General features: G+C 73.3%; 17 protein-coding genes and 1 pseudogene. 6 read left to right on the top strand and 12 right to left on the bottom strand.

Features of this window, described 5'->3' with window-relative positions; genetic code table 11:
* Positions 1-108 precede the first annotated feature (108 nt).
* Both J7I97_RS23475 and J7I97_RS23470 read left to right on the top strand, forming a co-directional pair.
* The gene (locus tag J7I97_RS23475; RefSeq protein ID WP_214938085.1) at positions 109-693 is read left to right on the top strand and encodes a hypothetical protein; all 585 of its coding nucleotides are present in this window, start codon (positions 109-111) and stop codon (positions 691-693) included.
* A gap of 14 nt (positions 694-707) precedes the next feature.
* Entirely contained in the window at positions 708-1,496 is a 789-nt protein-coding gene (locus J7I97_RS23470) for a 3-keto-5-aminohexanoate cleavage protein (protein WP_308369206.1), read from the top strand.
* Here the strand turns inward: J7I97_RS23470 and soxR are convergent.
* Positions 1,477-1,920 (bottom strand): redox-sensitive transcriptional activator SoxR, encoded by a 444-nt coding sequence (soxR, locus tag J7I97_RS23465; protein WP_214938083.1) that lies wholly within the window; start codon positions 1,918-1,920, stop codon positions 1,477-1,479. The two genes, J7I97_RS23470 and soxR, sit on opposite strands and share 20 nt — an antisense overlap.
* A gap of 114 nt (positions 1,921-2,034) precedes the next feature.
* Here soxR and J7I97_RS23460 point away from each other — a divergent pair, with 114 nt between their 5' ends.
* Complete coding sequence (locus tag J7I97_RS23460) at positions 2,035-2,496, top strand: MaoC family dehydratase (RefSeq protein ID WP_214938081.1); 462 nt, start codon at positions 2,035-2,037, stop codon at positions 2,494-2,496.
* Position 2,497: 1 nt separating this feature from the next.
* Here J7I97_RS23460 and J7I97_RS23455 read toward each other — a convergent pair whose 3' ends face one another.
* The 3 genes from J7I97_RS23455 to J7I97_RS23445 form a co-directional block, all read right to left on the bottom strand.
* Positions 2,498-3,133, bottom strand: coding sequence for a TetR/AcrR family transcriptional regulator (locus J7I97_RS23455; RefSeq protein WP_214938079.1), 636 nt, complete (start codon positions 3,131-3,133; stop codon positions 2,498-2,500).
* Positions 3,134-3,219: 86 nt separating this feature from the next.
* Positions 3,220-3,510 (bottom strand): YiaA/YiaB family inner membrane protein, encoded by a 291-nt coding sequence (locus J7I97_RS23450; protein WP_214938077.1) that lies wholly within the window; start codon positions 3,508-3,510, stop codon positions 3,220-3,222.
* Between the two features lie 59 nt (positions 3,511-3,569).
* Positions 3,570-4,721 carry an acyl-CoA dehydrogenase family protein gene (locus J7I97_RS23445; protein ID WP_214938075.1) on the bottom strand — a complete coding sequence of 384 codons (1,152 nt, stop codon included), beginning with the start codon at positions 4,719-4,721 and terminating at the stop codon, positions 3,570-3,572.
* A gap of 86 nt (positions 4,722-4,807) precedes the next feature.
* On the opposite strand from J7I97_RS23445, the gene J7I97_RS23440 reads away from it, so the two are divergent.
* The gene (locus J7I97_RS23440) at positions 4,808-5,443 is read left to right on the top strand and encodes a TetR/AcrR family transcriptional regulator (protein WP_214938073.1); all 636 of its coding nucleotides are present in this window, start codon (positions 4,808-4,810) and stop codon (positions 5,441-5,443) included.
* A gap of 177 nt (positions 5,444-5,620) precedes the next feature.
* Positions 5,621-5,797 (top strand): annotated as a pseudogene (locus tag J7I97_RS23435) (serine hydrolase); the annotation flags it as partial.
* Positions 5,798-5,845: 48 nt separating this feature from the next.
* Here the strand turns inward: J7I97_RS23435 and J7I97_RS23430 are convergent.
* The 6 genes from J7I97_RS23430 to J7I97_RS23400 all read right to left on the bottom strand — a co-directional run bounded on the left by J7I97_RS23430 (position 5,846) and on the right by J7I97_RS23400 (position 14,731).
* Positions 5,846-6,925 (bottom strand): Zn-dependent alcohol dehydrogenase, encoded by a 1,080-nt coding sequence (locus tag J7I97_RS23430; RefSeq protein WP_214938071.1) that lies wholly within the window; start codon positions 6,923-6,925, stop codon positions 5,846-5,848.
* Positions 6,926-7,097: 172 nt separating this feature from the next.
* Entirely contained in the window at positions 7,098-8,510 is a 1,413-nt protein-coding gene (locus tag J7I97_RS23425) for an aldehyde dehydrogenase family protein (protein ID WP_214938069.1), read from the bottom strand.
* Between the two features lie 108 nt (positions 8,511-8,618).
* A complete protein-coding gene (locus J7I97_RS23420; protein ID WP_214938067.1) occupies positions 8,619-10,115 on the bottom strand; it encodes a CitMHS family transporter in 1,497 nt (498 codons plus the stop codon).
* A 73-nt stretch (positions 10,116-10,188) separates the two neighbouring features.
* The gene (locus tag J7I97_RS23410; protein WP_251049716.1) at positions 10,189-12,588 is read right to left on the bottom strand and encodes a molybdopterin oxidoreductase family protein; all 2,400 of its coding nucleotides are present in this window, start codon (positions 12,586-12,588) and stop codon (positions 10,189-10,191) included.
* Positions 12,589-12,782: 194 nt separating this feature from the next.
* Entirely contained in the window at positions 12,783-13,403 is a 621-nt protein-coding gene (locus tag J7I97_RS23405) for a TetR/AcrR family transcriptional regulator (RefSeq protein ID WP_214938366.1), read from the bottom strand.
* A gap of 35 nt (positions 13,404-13,438) precedes the next feature.
* On the bottom strand, positions 13,439-14,731 hold the full coding sequence (locus J7I97_RS23400; protein ID WP_214938364.1) for a hypothetical protein: 1,293 nt from the start codon (positions 14,729-14,731) through the stop codon (positions 13,439-13,441).
* A 216-nt stretch (positions 14,732-14,947) separates the two neighbouring features.
* Here J7I97_RS23400 and J7I97_RS23395 point away from each other — a divergent pair, with 216 nt between their 5' ends.
* A complete protein-coding gene (locus tag J7I97_RS23395) occupies positions 14,948-15,100 on the top strand; it encodes a hypothetical protein (protein WP_214938065.1) in 153 nt (50 codons plus the stop codon).
* Between the two features lie 186 nt (positions 15,101-15,286).
* Here the strand turns inward: J7I97_RS23395 and J7I97_RS23390 are convergent, their stop codons facing one another.
* Both J7I97_RS23390 and J7I97_RS23385 read right to left on the bottom strand, forming a co-directional pair.
* Positions 15,287-16,144, bottom strand: coding sequence for a hypothetical protein (locus tag J7I97_RS23390; RefSeq protein WP_374195508.1), 858 nt, complete (start codon positions 16,142-16,144; stop codon positions 15,287-15,289).
* A 49-nt stretch (positions 16,145-16,193) separates the two neighbouring features.
* Positions 16,194-16,427 (bottom strand): hypothetical protein (locus tag J7I97_RS23385; protein WP_214938063.1); only part of this gene is annotated, 234 nt, incomplete at its 5' end.

Genomic DNA, 16,427 nt, shown 5'->3' with positions numbered 1-16,427 from the left:
CATGCGCCCACATCTCGACGGGCATGTTGGGCACGTCGGAGCGTGTGGCGTCGTTCGACGTAGTACGACGCCTCGGTGCGGGCGTGGCGCGGTGGAGGTGAAGGTGTGATGGCGGGTTTCCGGAGTCTGGCCTACCAGGTACGCGATGCGCAGAACGACCGGGCCCTGCGGCGCCATTCGCTGCGCCGCTGCCTGGAGCGGTTCGCGCCCTACGGTCACCGGGCGACCTGGTGGCATCTGTGCGACCGGCACGGGATCGCCCCCGAGGACCGGGCGGCCGATCCGCTGAGGCTGGTCGCGGCGCTGGAGGAGCTGGAGGAGGCGCGGGCGGTCTGGCTGGAGTACGAGCGCCAGTTCGCGGCGCGGCGCCGGCGGGAGAAGCACGACGGGCTGCGCCGGCCGGAGTGGGCGTGGGGCGGCAGCGGGGACGCCGTGGTGCGGTGCGCGGATCCGGGCGTGCGGCCGGACGGGACCCTGGGCGAGGTGCTGCGGCGGCTAGTGCGGGCGCTGGAGTCGGAGCCGGGGACGGCGTGCCCGGTCTGCGGGGAGCAGGAGTTGCGCTGGCCGGCGTCGGGCGCGGGGCACGGGCCGTGGGCCGGGGCGTGGGCGTGGGACGGGCCGGTGTGCGCGGGCTGCGGGATCGTGGTGCCCAGACCGGCGCTGGCGGAGCTGCCCGCGGTGGGGGCGGCGTGAGGTCTCCGTTGCAGGTGTCGCTGAATGGTTCCCGGGACGCGGGCGAGGGGGCCGCCGTGCCGATGTCCCCGGAGGATCTGGCGGAGTCGGCGCTGGGGGCGGTGGCGGCCGGGGCGGGCGAGGTGCTGGTGCATCCGCGGACCCCGTGCGGCCGGGAGAGCCTGTCGCCCCGTGTGGTGGGGCCGCTGCTGGAGGCGCTGCGGGGCGCAGGGGTCGCCGTACCGCTGACCGTGCCGGCGGACATCGGGGCCGAGCCGGATCCGGCGGGGCGGCTGGGGCGGGTGCGGTCGTGGACGGTGCTGCCCGACCGGGCGTCGGTGCATTTCGGGGAGCCGGGTGCGGAGGAGCTGGCGCAGGCCCTGCTGGACCGGGGGGTCGCGGTGGATGCGGTGGTTCCGCTGGGCGGGCCGGCCGGACCGGAGGCGCTGGCCCGTTTCCTGGCCTGGCCGGCGCCGGACCATGGGCGGATCCGGCTCGCGGCGGAGCTGGCGACGGCCGACCCCGCGCTGGTGGCGGGGCTGCGCTGGCTGCCGCCGGTGCTGGTGTTCGGGCGGGAGGCCGCCGCCTGGCCGGTGCTGCGACTGGCCGCGCGGTGCGGGGCGGGCGCGCGGATCGGCGTAGGGGACGTACTGCGACTGCCGGACGGGCGCCCCGCGCGGTCGAACGCCGAGCTGGTGGCGGCGGCCGCGGGGGTGATGGCCGCGGAGGCGGGGGTGGCCGCCGAGCCGGGGGTGGCCGGGGTGCACGCGGAGCCCGGGGTGGACGCCTGGGCGGGTTCCGGTGCTACAGCCGTGAGCCGGTGAGCCGTTCGCCGAAGACGTCGTCCGGGTTGGACAGGGCGCAGTTCTCCAGGGAGAGGCAGCCGCAGCCGATGCAGTCGGTCAAGTGGTCGCGCAGTCGTCCCAGTTGGGCGATCCGCTGATCGAGTTCGGTACGCCAGGCCTCCGAAAGCCGGGCCCAGTCCTCGCGGTTGGGAGTGCGCTCCTCGGGGAGCCGGGCGAGCGCCTCGCGGATGCTGGCCAGGGGAATGCCTACGCGCTGGGCGGCGCGCACGAAGGCGACCCGGCGCAGCGCGTCGCGGGTGTATCGCCGCTGGTTGCCGGAGGTGCGGCGGCTGGTGATCAGGCCCTTGGCCTCGTAGAAGTGGAGCGCGGACACGGCCACGCCACTGCGCGCGGACAGCTGGCCGACGGTGAGCTCGTGGATGTTTTCGGGAATCTGCGGCACTCGGCCGAGCGTAGTCGGCGGGGCCGGAATCCGTTGACAGATACATGTGTCCCCAGCATGCTGAGCAGGCGCTGAGCAAGCGCTTATTCGCCCGGGAGAGGGAGAGGAAGAGGCATGGCTGAGCCGAGGATCTTCACGTCCGCCGATGAGCTGAGGGCCGGGATCGGCGCGCCGCTCGGCCCCAGCGAGTGGCTTGAGGTGGACCAGAAGCGGATCGACCTCTTCGCCGACGCCACGGGCGACCACCAGTGGATCCACGTGGACCCCGAGCGGGCGGCCACCGGACCCTTCGGTTCCACCATTGCGCACGGCTATCTGACGCTGTCGCTGCTGCCCAGCCTGGTGCCGCAGGTCATGCGCGTCGAGGGCATGAGGATGGGCATCAACTACGGCGTGGACAAGGTGCGTTTCCCCGCCATCGTGCCGGTCGGCTCACGGCTGCGCGCCACCGCGGTGATCACGGACGTCACGGAGGCGGGCGGCGGCGTGCAGGTCGCGGCCACCGTCACGGTCGAGCGCGAGGGCGCCGACAAGCCGGTGTGCGTGGCGGAGTCGGTGTCCCGCTACTACTTCTGAATTACGTCCGGGGGCCGGCGGGGCGGGCGCCGACCATGCGCAGGACGAGGTCGGCGTAGAGCGCGCCGACCTCGTCGGGCGTGCGCCGCCCGGCCACGCTGAACCAGCGGGCCACGTCGATGCAGAGGGAGAGCACGGCAAGGGTGGTGCCGGACACGTCGGGGACGTCGAACTCCCCCGCCCCCACACCGTCGGCGAGGATGCGGCGCACGGCCGCATCGCTCTGCCGGCGCAGTGCCAGGATTTCGGAGCGGTGCTCCGGAGCGAGAGCATCGAGCTCGTACTGGACCACCCGCGCGGTGGTGTGATGGGCCGCGTGCCACCGTACGAAGGACCGAACGGCGGCGTCGAGCCGCTCGGCCGCGGTCCCCGGACCGGAGGCCGCCGTGTCCAGGATCTCCAGGGCCTTGTCGTGGCCGATCCGGCTGATCCGGTGGAGCAGCTCTTCCTTGGTCTTGTAGTGGATGTAGAGCGCGGCCGGGCTCATGCCGGCCCGCCCCGCGATGTCACGTGTGGTGGTGGCGTGGTACCCGCGCTCCGCGAACGCGTCGACCGCGGCGACGAGCAGCCGCCGCGCGGCGTCGGGGGTGACCTCCGACCACGGCTGGTAGCCGTCGATCTCCGCCGCGCTGTCCATCGCTCGCTCACCCTCTTCGCCTTGATTAGGAATGGATACCTTACCGGAGGGTGAGCAAGCGCTTAGCGGACATGGCGGCGCCCGCTTCAGACCTTCGGCTGGAAGGGGTCGTAGTCGGCCATGATCTTCTCCATCCTGGCCTGGTCCACCCGGCTGACGATCTGCGTGACCTCCTGGCGGTCGCGGATCACCTTGGCGAGGGTGAAGGCCGAGGTGGTGAGGTAGAGGACGGCGATCCCGAGGAAGGCGCGGACCCAGCCGTTCGCCTCCAGGTTGTAAATCCCCACGGCCACCGCGCCGATCGCGATGCCGAAGGAGGCGACGGCCTGGCCGTAGTACGCCCCCGTGTTCTGCTGCTTGACCGGTGTCTCGTTCATGGGCCCAGCATCGGGCGGAGTGACCGGGGCCACATCCGCACAGGTACTCATATGCGTACTCAGAACGCGGAGACTCCGGTGCGGGCCCGGCCGATGAGCAGCTTCTGGATCTGGCTGGTGCCCTCGTACAGGGTCATCACACGGGCGTCGCGCAGCAGCTTGCCGGCCGGGTACTCGTCGATGTAGCCGTAGCCGCCGTGCACCTGGAGGGCGTTGCTCGCGGCGCGGACGGCGGCCTCGGAGGCGAAGAGCTTGGCGGTGGAGGATTCGGTGGCGAAGGGCTGCCCGCGGTCGATGAGGTCGGCCACCCGCCAGGTCAGCAGGCGGGCCGCGTCCACGTCGACCGAGATGTCGGCGATCAGCTCCTGGACCAGCTGGTGGTGGGCGATCGGCTTGCCGAACTGCTCGCGCTGGGCGGCGTACGAGACGGCCGCGTCCAGCGCCGCCTGCGCGATGCCGACGCAGCCGGCGGCGACCGACATCCGCCCCTTGGCGAGGGCCGACATGGCGACGGAGAAGCCCTTGCCCTCGGGGCCGAGCATGGCGGCGGCCGGCACGCGGACGCCGTCGAGGGCGAGTTCGGCGGTGGCCTGGCCGCGCAGGCCGAGCTTGCCGTGGATCTCGCGGCGGGTGAGGCCCGGGCTGTCGGTGGGCACGAGGAAGGCGGAGACGCCGCGGTGGCCGGGTTCGTCGCCGGTGCGGGCGAAGAGGAGGACCACGTCGGCCCAGGTGCCGTTGGTGATGAACATCTTGCTGCCGCTGATGACGTACGAGTCCCCCTCGCGCACGGCGCGGGTGGCGAGGCTGCCCGCGTCGGAGCCGGAGCCGGGTTCGGTGAGGCCGAAGCAGCCGAGCGCGTCGCCGGAGCACAGCCGGGGCAGCCAGGCGCGCTTCTGTTCCTCGGTGCCCCAGGCGGCGATGGTCTTGGCGACCAGACCGAGGGAGACGGAGACGATGCCGCGGACGGCGGAGTCGCCCCGGCCGAGTTCCTCGGTGACGAGGACGTAGGCGAGGTGATCGCCGCCCGAGCCGCCGTATTCCTCGGGGACGGTCAGGCCGAGGAAGCCGAGGTCGCCGAGCTTCTTCACGATGGACCGGTCCACGCTCTCGGCGCGGTCCCACTCGGCGGCGTACGGAGTGATCTCGCGCTCGGTGAACGCGCGGGCGAGCCGGCGTACGGCGGTCTGCTCCTCGCTGAGTTCCAGATTCACCGGGCACCTCCGGGACGTGGCGGCGTGGACCGGGACCATTAACTAGCACCGGTAGTTTATGGCGGGCAGACCCTACTATGTGGCGCATGGCCAGACCGCGCAAGCCCCTCCTCAGCCGAGACCGCATCGTCGAGGCGGCGGGCGCGCTGGTGGACGCGGAGGGGCTGGAGGCGGTGTCGACGCGGCGGCTGGCGGCCGCGCTGGGAGTCAGCGGGCCGTCGCTCTACAACCACTTCCGCACCAAGGACGAGATCCTGGACGCGGTGGCGGACTCGGTGAGCGCGCGGGTCGACTTGTCGATGTTCGAGGGCGCCTTGGACTGGCGGGTCGCGCTGCACGACTGGGCGCACTCCTACCGGGACGCCCTGTCCGACCATCCGAACATCGTTCCGGTGCTGGCGCGCGGCCCGGGCCGCCGCCCGGCGGGCCTGCGGCTCGCGGACGCGGTCTTCGGCGCGATGACGGCGGCGGGGTGGCCGCCGGCCCAGGCGACGCGGATCGGCGCCCTGATGCGGTACTTCATCCTGGGCTCGGCTGTGGGCTCCTTCGCCGGGGGTTTCGTGGACGACGAGGCGGCATACGACCCGGCCGACTATCCGCACCTGGGCCAGGCCCACCGGCTGGCGGAGCGCCGGCGGGAGGTGGACGAGGGCGCGTTCGAGACGGGCCTGACCGCGCTGCTGGACGGGCTGGCGATCCAGTACGAGGCGTTGGGGGGTTAGCCCTACCTGGAGCTGGGCCGGTAGCAGGATCGCCCGGGCGGCCGCCTCCGGAAATGCTGGGTCCGGCACATACCGCTGGTTTCCCAACGTTTCCGTAGGAGTTGCCTCGTGCGTGAGCAGGCATGGCAGGGTTTTCGTTCTTCCAGGCGGCAGCGGGGCGGTCGGCGCAAAGCCGTGCCACTGTCGTGCGGCGGTGTCTACTGGGGCCACGGCGGTAGCTTCCCGGGATACGAGACCCGGGGCGGCGTCACCGACGACGGCCGCGCCGCCAACGTCGCGGTGACCGTCCAGCCGGCCGACAAGACGGTCATGAGCCGTGTCGAGGGTGTCGTGGACACGGCCCTGTGCCGGTGAACCGCGCCTCGTAAGGCGTCTGGGCCGGTGCCGGTGCCGGTGCCCGGGCTAGAAGACGACCAGGGAGCGGCCGCCCTTGCCCGACAGCATGGCGTCGAAGGCGGCCGGGATGCCTTCGAGGGTGATGCGGTCGGTGACCATGGAGCCGAGGTCCAGGCGGCCGGCCCGGACGTGTTCGGCGATGACCGGGAGATCGCGGGCGGGGTCACTGTTGCCGTAGACGCAGCCGGTGAGGGTGCGGGCGAAGTGGAAGATCTCCAGCGCGTGGAAGGTGACCTGCTGTTCCTTGCCGCCGATTCCGACAACCGTGGTGCGCCCGCCGCGGCGGGTGGACTCCCAGGCTCCGCGAATGGTTTCCGCCCGCCCGACGCACTCGATGGCCACGTCCGCGCCCTGCCCCGCGGTGAGTGCGCGGATCTGCTTCGCGGTGGTGTCGGAGGCGAGCACGAACTCGGTGGCCCCGGCCGCCCGGGCCAGTTCCTCCTTGGCCGGGGAGACGTCGACGGCCACGATCGGGCCCGCCTGCGCGATCCGCGCGGCCTGGAGGGCGGCCAGGCCCACCCCGCCGACGCCGAACACGGCCACCGACTCGCCCGGGCGGACCTGGGCACTGTGCTGGACGGCGCCGTAGCCCGTGAGCACGGCGCAGCCCAGCAGGGCGGCCTCGGCGAGCGGTATCCCCGCGGGGGCGGGCAGCACGCAGTTCGCCGCGACCACGGTCTCCTCGGCGAACGCGGCCACATTCAGCCCGGGGTGGAGTTCGGTGCCCTGCGCGTCGTGGGCGTAGACCGCCCCGACCCCAGTCAGGGCCTTCGCGCAGAGCCACACCTCGCCGATCGTGCAGTGGTGACACTCCCCGCAGGACGGGGCCCAGTTGAGCACCACGCCGTCGCCGGGGGCGACATGGGTGACGCCCTCCCCGACGGCGAGCACCGTGCCCGCGCCCTCGTGGCCGAGGACGGCGGGGACGGGGACCCGCATGGTGCCGTTGGTGAGGGAGAGGTCGGAGTGGCAGACCCCGGCTGCGGCGAGCCGCACCCGGACCTGTCCGGGGCCGGGATCGGGCAGCACGATCTCCCGGATCTCCAGCGGGGCTCCGACGGCGGGCAGGATGGCGGCGCGGACCATGATCGATTCCGTCTCTCGGGATGGGGAACTTCAGGCGGCACAGGCGGCCCAGGCGGCCCCGGCGCACAGGCGGCTGAGACAGCCCGGGCGGCTCAGGCGGCTCGGGCGGTCCGACGGCACAGGCGGCTGAGACAGCCTAGACAGCCCGGGCGGCCCGGGCGGCCCGGGCGGCTCAGAACTGCAGGGACTTGGTCTGGAGGTATTCGGCCAGACCATGCGGACCCAGTTCGCGGCCGACGCCCGACTGCTTGTAGCCGCCGAAGGGCGCGAGCGGGTTGTAGCGGCCGCCGTTGATGTCCACCTGGCCGGTGTCCATGCGGCGCGCGAAGGCGACGGCCGTCTCCTCGTCAGCCGCCCAGACGGCACCGCCGAGCCCGTAGACGGTTCCGTTGGCGATGCGCAGGGCGTCGTCCTGGTCCTCGTACGGGAGGATCGAGAGCACGGGGCCGAAGATCTCCTCCTGCGCGATGGTCATCTCGGGCGTGACGTCGGCGAACACGGTCGGGGCGATGAAGTAGCCGTGCTCGTGGGGTGCGTCGGGGCCGCCCGCGACGAGGCGCGCGCCTTCCTCGATGCCCTTGGCGATGTATCCGCGGACACGGTCGCGCTGCTTGGCGTTGATCACGGGGCCGATGCGGGTGGCCGGGTCACAGGGGTCGCCGGAGAGGTACTTGGCCACGGCAGCGGCCGCGAGCGAGACGGCCTCCTCGTACTGGTCCCGGTGGACGAGCATCCGGGTGAGCGCGTTGCAGCTCTGGCCGGTGTTGTTCATGACGTGGCCCACGCCGGTCGCGACGGCCTTGGCCAGGTCGGCCCCGGGCAGGATGACATTGGCCGATTTGCCACCCAGTTCGAGGGCGACGCGCTTGACCGCGGCGCCGGCGGTGGCACCGATCTGCTTGCCGACGGCGGTCGAGCCGGTGAAGGAGACGAGGTCGACTCCCTCGTGCGCGGCCAGCGCCTGCCCGGCGACCGGGCCCGTACCGGTCACCAGGTTGAAGACCCCGGCCGGGACACCCGCTTCGTGCACGGCTTCGGCGAAGAGCTGTGCGGTCAGCGGGGTGTCCTCGGCCGGCTTGAGGACGAGGGTGCAGCCGGCGGCGAGAGCGGGCGCCACCTTGGCAACGATCTGGTGCAGCGGGTAGTTCCAGGGCGTGATGGCCCCGACCACGCCGACCGGCTCCAGCAGCACCGTGGAGTTCCCGAGCCGCTCCTCGAAGGCGTACGAGGCCCCGAGCTCGGCGAACGAGGAGGCCACCGCGATCGGCCCCCCGACGTGGACTCTCTCCGAGAACCCCAGTGGGGAGCCGAGCTCGGCGGTGATGGTCTCGGCGATCTCGCTCGTGCGGGCGACCAGTACGTCGCGGAGGGCGCCGATCAGGGCGGCCCGCTCGGCCGGCGGCGTGGCCGCCCAGCCGGGGAGGGCCGCACGGGCCGCGCGTACGGCCGCGTCCACGTCCTCGGCGATGCCGGCCGGAACCCCGGCGATGACCTGCTCATCGGCCGGGTTCACGACCTCGATCCGGTCGCGTCCGACGGCGGGCCGCCACTCCCCGCCGATGTACATCCCGTCGTGGGCCTTCATGGCATTCCTCCCGAGCACGCACGAGCGCGTAGACCGACCTGGCACAGACCTCGGCAACACCCTACAAATTAGCGCCGGTAGTTTTGCGCGCGCCAGGGTCTGCCCGAGTCAGATGATGCCGAAAACCATCCCTGCCGCGAGCACGACCAGGGAGGTGAGGGCCGCCCATTTCACGGTGAACCGGGTGTGGTCGCCGAACTCGACCTTGGCCATGCCGACGAGGACGTAGACGGCCGGAACCAGCGGGCTGGACATGTGCAGGGCCTGGCCGACCAGGGAGGCGCGGGCGATCTCGAGCGACGAGACCCCGTGGGCGGCGCCGGCCTCGGCGAGCACGGGCAGGACGCCGAAGTAGAAGCCGTCGTTGGACATGAAGTAGGTGAGGGGCAGGCTGAGCAGGCCGGTGACCAGGGCCATGTGCGGGCCCATCCCGTCGGGGATGGCGCCGACGAGCCAGTCGGCCATGTGCTTGACCATGCCCGTGCCGGAGAGGACGCCGGTGAATACGGCGGCGGCGAAGACCATGCCGGCGACGTTCAGGACGTTGTCGGCGTGGGCGGCGATGCGTGCCTTCTGGTCGGGCATGTGGGGGAAGTTGACGGTGAGGGCGAGGGCGGCGCCGAGCAGGAAGAGGACCGGGATGGGCAGCAGCTCCATGATCATCGCGGTGAGCAGGACGATCGTGAGGCCGGCGTTGAACCAGTAGAGGCGGGGCCGGAGGGTGGCCCGGCGCGGGTCGAGCCCCTGGAAGCCGCCTCCGTCGGGGGCGGTGGCGGGGGTCGGGGAGCCGGGGGCGGTGGCGGGGGTCGAGGAGCCGGCACCGGCTGCGGAGGACAGGGCGTCGGCGTCGGCACCGGCTGCGGAGGACGGGGGCTCGGCGGCACCGGCTGCGCCGGCAGTGGGGTTCGGCGCACCGGCCTGCTCCCCTGCGGAACCGGCCCCCACGGTGACCAGCTCGGCCTCCTGCCCGGCGTCCGCTGGGAGCACCAGCATGCCGACCCGGCGGCGTTCCTTCAGGCCGAGGACGTACGCGAGGACGAACACGCAGACCAGTCCGACCGCGAGGGCCGGGATCATGGGGACGAAAATGTCGGCCGCGTCGAGCTTGAGCGCGGTGGCGGCGCGGGCCGTGGGGCCGCCCCAGGGCAGGGTGTTCATGACGCCGTTGGCGGTGGCGGCGACTCCGGTCATCACCACCAGGCTCAGGCCGAGCCGCTTGTACAGCGGATACATGGCCGACACGGTGATCATGAAGGTGGTAGAGCCGTCACCGTCGAGGGAGACGATCGCGGCGAGGACGGCCGTCCCGACCACCACCCGGACGGGGTCCGCCTTGCAGAAGCGCAGGATGCCGCGGACGATCGGGTCGAAGAGGCCGACATCGATCATCACGCCGAAGTAGACGATGGCGAACATCAGCATGGCGGCGGTCGGCGCGAGTTTGCCGACGCCTTCGATGACGTAGTCGCCCAGGTGCGCGCCCTGTCCGGCGAACACGCAGAAGAGCGCGGGAATGAGGACGAGCGCCGCGATGGGCGACATTTTCTTCAGCATGATCAGGACCAGGAAGGTGGCGATCATGGCGAAGCCGAGGAAGGTCAGCATGCAGGGAACGTAGGTCCCGCCTCCTTATGCCAACAAGACGTCCGGGTGTGAGCAATACGAGCAAAACCCCAGCTCAGGGCACGGGTGTGAGCTCTACGGGGAAACCGTTGAGCACCGCCGTGCCGGACAGCGGGTCGAGCCGGGAACCGTCGAGCAGCTGGTTCACGTTGGCGCCGGGCTCGGCGGAGGCCACCGACAGCCGGGCGCCGGCGCGGTCGTGGCCCCAGCCGTGCGGGAGGCTCACGACGCCGGTGCGGACCGTGTCGGTGACCTCAACGGGAACCTCCAGGCTGCCGCCGTCCGCGGTGACCCGGGCCCTGCCGCCGTCGGCGAGGCCGAGCCGGGCGGCGTCCTCCGGGTGGACCTGGAGGGTGCAGCGGTTGGAACCTCCGGTGAGGGCCGGGACGTTGTGCAACCAGCTGTTGTTGGACCGCAGATGGCGGCGGCCCACGAGCACCAGGGCGGCGGGGCGTTCGGCGAGCGCCGCGCGCAGCCTGGGGAGCTCGGCTGCGATCGGGTCCGGCAGCAGGTCGATCCTGCCGCTGCGCGTTCTCAGCACGCCCGGGAGCCGGGACCGCAGCGGGCCCAGGTCGATGCCGTGCGGGTGGGCGAGCACCCTCTCCAGGCTCAGCCCGCCCACGCTCCCGGCCGCGCCCTCGTCCGTGCTCCCGACCACACTCTCACCCGTGCTCCCGGCCGCGCCCTCGTCCGTGCTCCCGGCGGGGTCCGCGCCCCTGTCCGCCTCCGGGTCGGCGCAGCCGAACTGGTCTCCGTACGGCCCGAGTCGGAGCATCAGGTCGAGGCGCCGCTCGGGGCCGCTCTCGCCGGTCAGGAGGCTGGCGAGGCGTGCCGGGTCCTGTCCGTGCAGCGGGGAGCGCGGGTCCGAGGTCTCCTTGGCGAGGGCGCGTTGGGTGACCAACTCGTCGACGGCGGCCGGGGCGGCCGCGGCCGGAGTCGTAGCGGCCCGAGTACCAGGGGCCCGAGTAGCAGCGGCCTGGGCGGCGGAGCCGGGCATGCCGGAGACGGCCAGGACGAGGCGCGCGTGGATCTCGCACTCGTCGAGCCGGCCTGCCTCGAGCGGGACGGCGGCGCGGGTGTAACGCACCTGATTACGGACGGCGAAGCCGTTGAAGGCGAAGTCGTGGTGCGCGCTCTGGGCGGGCGGCGGCGGGGGCAGGACGACGTGGGCGTGGCGCGAGGTCTCGTTCAGGTACGGGTCGACGCTGACCATGAAGTCGAGCCCGGCCAGAGCCGCGTCGAGGCGCCGCCCGTCGGGGGCGGACAGCACCGGGTTCGCCGCGATGGCGATCAGGGCGCGGATCTGCCCCTCTCCCGGGGTTTCGATCTCCTCGGACAGGGCCGCGGTGGGCAGTTCGCTCTTGACCTCGGGATGGCCGCTGACCCGGCTGCGCCAGCGGCCGAGGGCGAACCCCTTCCCCGGCCCGGCGGGGCGTGGCCGCGGGCCCGCCGCCGGGAGCGGGAAGAGGGCACCGCCCGGCCGGTCGAGGTTGCCGGTGAGGATGTTCAGTACGTCGACCAGCCAGCTGGCGAGGGTGCCGTACTCCACGGTGCAGCTGCCGATCCGCCCATAGACGGCGGCGGTGGGCGCGGCCGCCAGTTCGCGGGCGAGGGCGCGGATCTCGGCGGCCGGGAGGTCGCAAGCGGGGGCTACGGCCTCAGGAGTGAAACTCGCGAGGGCTGCGGGGAGTTCCCCGAGGCCTTCGGTCCATTTCTCCAGCGCTCCGGGGGCGGCGAGCTTCTCTTCGAGCAGGGTGTGCGCAAGGGCGGCGAGCAGCAGCGCGTCGCTGCCGGGGCGCGGTGCGAGGTGGCGGTCGGCGAGCCGGGCGGTGCGGGTGCGGCGCGGGTCCACGACGACCAGGGTGCCGCCGCGGGCGCGGAGGGCCTTGAGCCGGCCGGGGAAGTCGGGGGCCGTGCAGAGCGAGCCGTTGGACTCCATCGGGTTGGCGCCGAGGAGCAGCAGGAAGTCGGTGCGGTCGAGGTCGGGGACCGGGATGGCGAAGGGGTCGCCGAAGAGCAGCCCGCTGGAGACGTGCTTGGGCATCTGGTCCAGGGTGCTCGCGGTGAAGAGGTTGCGGGTGCCGAGGGCCTTGAGGAGGAGCGAGGGGTAGAGGGCGCCGGCCATGGTGTGGACGTTCGGGTTCCCCAGGACGAGGGCGGTGGACTGGGGCCCGTACTCCCGGACCACGGCCGGGATGGCGGCGGCGATGGCCTCGTAGGCCTCCTCCCATGTGGCCTCCTGGAGCCGGCCGTCGCGACGGACGAGCGGGGTGCGCAGCCGGTCGGGGTCGGCGTCGAGCGCGCCGAACGCCGCACCCTTGGGGCAGATGAAGCCTTGGCTGAAGACGTCGTCGCGGTCACCTCGGGCGCCGGTGACGGTGGCGCCCTCGATGGTGAGGGTGAGGCCGCAGGTGGCTTCGCAGAGGGGGCAGATGCGCAGGGCGGTGCGGGGCATGGGGCCCTCCTGGGGGCGGCAGGCTGCGGCGCGGGCACGCGGGGGCACCGAGCATACCGACCGGTAGGCACGTTGGGGAGGGTTCGGCCCGACGTGGTGCTGGGGGACGCGACGGGGAGGGCGGCGGCGCGCGGATTGGGCCGGTGGGGAGGGCGGCGGAACGGGCCGGTGGGGCGGCGGGCGGGGCCGGTCGGTCAGTCCAGTACGCGCGCGAGGTAGGCGTGCATCATCGCGCGGGTCTCGGCGACGATGTCCGGGTCGCCGGCCGGGTCGGCCCGGAAGGCCAGCTTGGTCAGCGCGTCCGTGGCCTCGACGGCGACGAGGACCGCCCGCGCCAGCTCAGCGTCCGGGGTCAGGCCGAGGTGCGCGCTGAGCAGTTCGGTGAGACGGACGGCGACCAGGTGGTTGGGGTCGGAGGCCGGGCCCTCGGCGGGCGGCGCGGGCACCCCGAAGTCGACGAGGGCGAAGCCGGGCACGCTGCGCTTCATCGCCAGGTACTCGTCCAGTACCGCGTCCACGACGGGCCGCCACTGCGTGGCCGGGAGGGCGGCGAGGCGGTCCTCGATGCCGTCGGCGTAGCGGTCGAGGTTGCGGTGGGCGAGGGCGATGGCCATGGCCCGCTTGTTCCCGAAGAAGCGGTAGACCGAGCCGATGGGCACACCGGCACGCAGGGCGACGGCCCGGGTGCTCAGGTTCTCGTACCCGGTCTCGTCCAGGAGTTCGGCGCAGGCGTCGAGGATCCGGGCGAGCCGGTCGGCGCTGCGCTGCTGGATCGGGGTCCGGCGCAGGGGGTGGGCTGGGGGCACGGGGTCCATCATGCCGCTCCTGGCTTCTCGGTTCGGCAGCAGTCTCAGTTCAGCAGGAGGCTGAGCCCTCCGATGGTGTACGTGATCATCAGCGCGAGCAGTGGGAGCTGGCCGGCGACGGCTTTGGCGGGCGGGAAGAGCCGTACGGAACGGTCGTGGGCGGCGATCACGCCGAGCACGTGGCCCGTGACGACAGCAGCGACCTGGAGGGCGGCGAGGCCCCCGGCGCCCAGTGGTTGAGCGGGTGCGGGGGCGTTGTCAGTAGCGAGTGCCATGCTTACTGTGCGTGGTCCTTCGGTTACGAGAAGGGAGAAGTAGTGGGCGACGAGATAGCCGAGCGCGATCGGCACGAGTGAGTGCGCGAAGGCGGTCAGCGGGCCGGGGTGCGGGCCGCAGACGAGGCGGGTGGCCGCCGCGCACAGGCAGTACAGGGTGGCGACGAGGGCGATGGAGCCGAGGAGTCCGAGGGTGGCCGTAGGGGTGCGGCCGAGGGGGGAGGTCTGCAGGGTGTTGATCCAAGAGGGGTTGTCGGAGAAGCCGTCGTAGGCGGTGGAGCCGAGCAGGACGCAGACGGTGGCGACGAGTCCGGGCCGCTCGGGCGTCGCGTCGAGTCCATGGAAGGGGTTACGGAGAACCAGGCGGCCGTCGCTGCGGCGGCCGAGGGGGGAGAGCCGGGCCAGGAGGGCGGAGTAGGCCTCGAAGGCGTCTCCGTCGGCGAACCAGCGCTCGCCGAAGCGGGCGGCGAGCAGCAGTTGGGCGGCGGTGTATGCGGCGAGGGCGATCAGAAGGGTGGTGGTGGATGCGGGATCGGAAGCGACGAGTTCGAGCCAGGTGAAGCCGAACAGCCCCGCTGCGGCGGGCCATTGCCCGAGCCGGGCGGGGAGGGGGCGGGGTGCTCCTCGCAGGACGGGGCGGAGCAGTCGGTGGAGGGTGCGGAGCGGGTTGAGGAGGCGCCAGACGGGGCCGAGGAGGAGGGAGGCGGGGACGAGCCCGACCCAGAAGAGGACGTAGACGGCGCCGGGAGCGGGGTTCCGGGCGGGGTCGTCGGGACCGAGGAGGAGGAACAGGACGGCGAGCGCGGCCGCGAGGCCGAGCCCGCGCAGGGCGGTTCGGGTGGCCGGCGCGTCGGCCACCCGCTGGAGCCCGGCGGCCAGGGCGAGGCCGGAGCGGTCCCCGCGGAACCGGGAGGTGGACCAGAGCAGGCCGAGGGCGAGGAAGGAGACGAACAGTGCGGTGAAGGCACCGGCGAAGGCATAGAAAGGGGAGATGGGCAGATCGTGCGAGGACCCGATCCCGTGCGCCAGGGAGGTGAGCGGATCGGCCGGGTGACGGACCACGCCCTGGCCGACGGCGACCTCACCGGCGGCGCCGGGAGCGGTCCCCGGCACGGGCCCCGGCCCGCCGGGGCTCAGCACCGGCCCGCCTGAAGCCGCGCCCCGCCACGACGTCGGCCGGACATCCCGGGATCGGGCCCGATCCCGGGGCACCGGGCGAAGCCGGGGCGGGGGCGTGCCACTTGGGTCGGCCTGCCGACGGGGGCGGGCCGGTGCGACGTGGCCGCCTGGGGCGTTGCGGGGGGCGCGGGGGTCGCGGGGGTCGCGGGCCTCATGGGCGCCGCGGGCGTCATAGGCCTCATGGGCGTCATAGGCCTCATGGGCGTCATGGCCGTCGCGGCCGTCGCGGCCGTCGCGGCCGTCGCGGGGTGATCGGCGTCGGAGGCTTCACGGCCGTTCTGGGCGTCACGGGTATGGCGGGCATCACGGGCGTCGCGGATGGCGCAGGTGTCCTGAGCGGCATGGGCATCTCGGCCGTCTCAGGCATCGCAAGCGTCACAGGCATCGCGGAAGTCTGGGGCGTCGCGGGGGGCGCGGGCGGCCGGAGGGTCCGGGGCGTCATCGGACGAGGAGTTGGGTCAGGACGAGGTGGGACTCGTGGGTCTCGACCTCGAACAGGCCGGTGCGGTCGGCCGTCAGGACCAGGGTGGCCTCCTGGCCTGCGGGCAGGGCGAGTTCCTTGTCGTACCCGTGAACGTGCAGGGTGTCCGCACGGTCGCTGGTGACGCGCAGGGCGACGCGTTCGCCGCGCTTGATCTCGGTGCGGCCGGGGGCGGGGGCGACCTTGCCGTTCCGTACGGTGACGGTGACGGTGCGGTCGGCCTCCGAAGTCGCGGCGGGCGGGGGCGCCGCCGGGGCGGGCCCGTGGCTGTGGGCGCCCGCGCCCTGGCCCGGGGCGCCGGCGGTGAGCGGGATGACCGCCTCTATCGGCTTGCCGCCGACCGCCCAGGCGGTGTGGTCGTCCGCGTAGAGGCGGACGGTCAGGGTGTGCGCGCCCTCGGGCACCTGCGCGGCGGGCAGGTGGAACCAGGGGCCGTACAGCCGGGCCTGCTTGTGGCCGTCGAGCTCAAGGTGGGCGTGGCCCGCGCCCGGGAGGGCGGCGCCGCCGGTGCTGTCGGGGGTGAAGCGGAAGTTCTTCACCGCCAGTTGCAAGTTCCAGCCGTCCTCGCTGTCGGGGCGGGCCGTGACCTGTATCTCCGGCGCGCCCTCGGCCGGGACCTCGCGGAGCCGGTGCCCGGCGCCGTCCTGGGCGTCGAGCAGGGTGCCCACACTGCCTGAGGCCTGCTCGTGGCTCGTGCCGGGCTTGTGGTGCGTGGTGGCCCTGCCCCCGCAGCCCGCCGCCGCGCCGCCCGCGAGGAGCAGGAGGAGGGCGACCAGGGCCGCGGTGCGGGTGGTCCGGCGCGGCTGGCGGGCCACACGGGGTGGCGCACCACAGGCGTCGCACCGGATCCGGTCGGCGGAACAGTCAGTCACTGTGCACCTCCACGAAGGAAATCGCCCCCACCGACCCGCCCCACCAGGCGGACGGACCGAATTCGCCCGGTTCGCCGCCGGGCAGCACGGCGCCCGAACCTCCCCGGTCGAACGGGGTCGCCCGGCAGGTCGGCCAGGGTCGCCCGACGGGTCGGCCAGGGTCGCCCAGCAGTTCGCCCGGGATCGCCCAGCAGGTCGGCCAGGCTCGCCCGGGGGCCGCCCGGCA

Source organism: Streptomyces sp. ISL-87 (assembly GCF_018614095.1).
Taxonomy (GTDB): domain Bacteria; phylum Actinomycetota; class Actinomycetes; order Streptomycetales; family Streptomycetaceae; genus Streptomyces.
The sequence above is the reverse complement of the archived record's forward strand: the minus strand, read 5'-3'. Positions and strand labels throughout refer to the sequence as shown.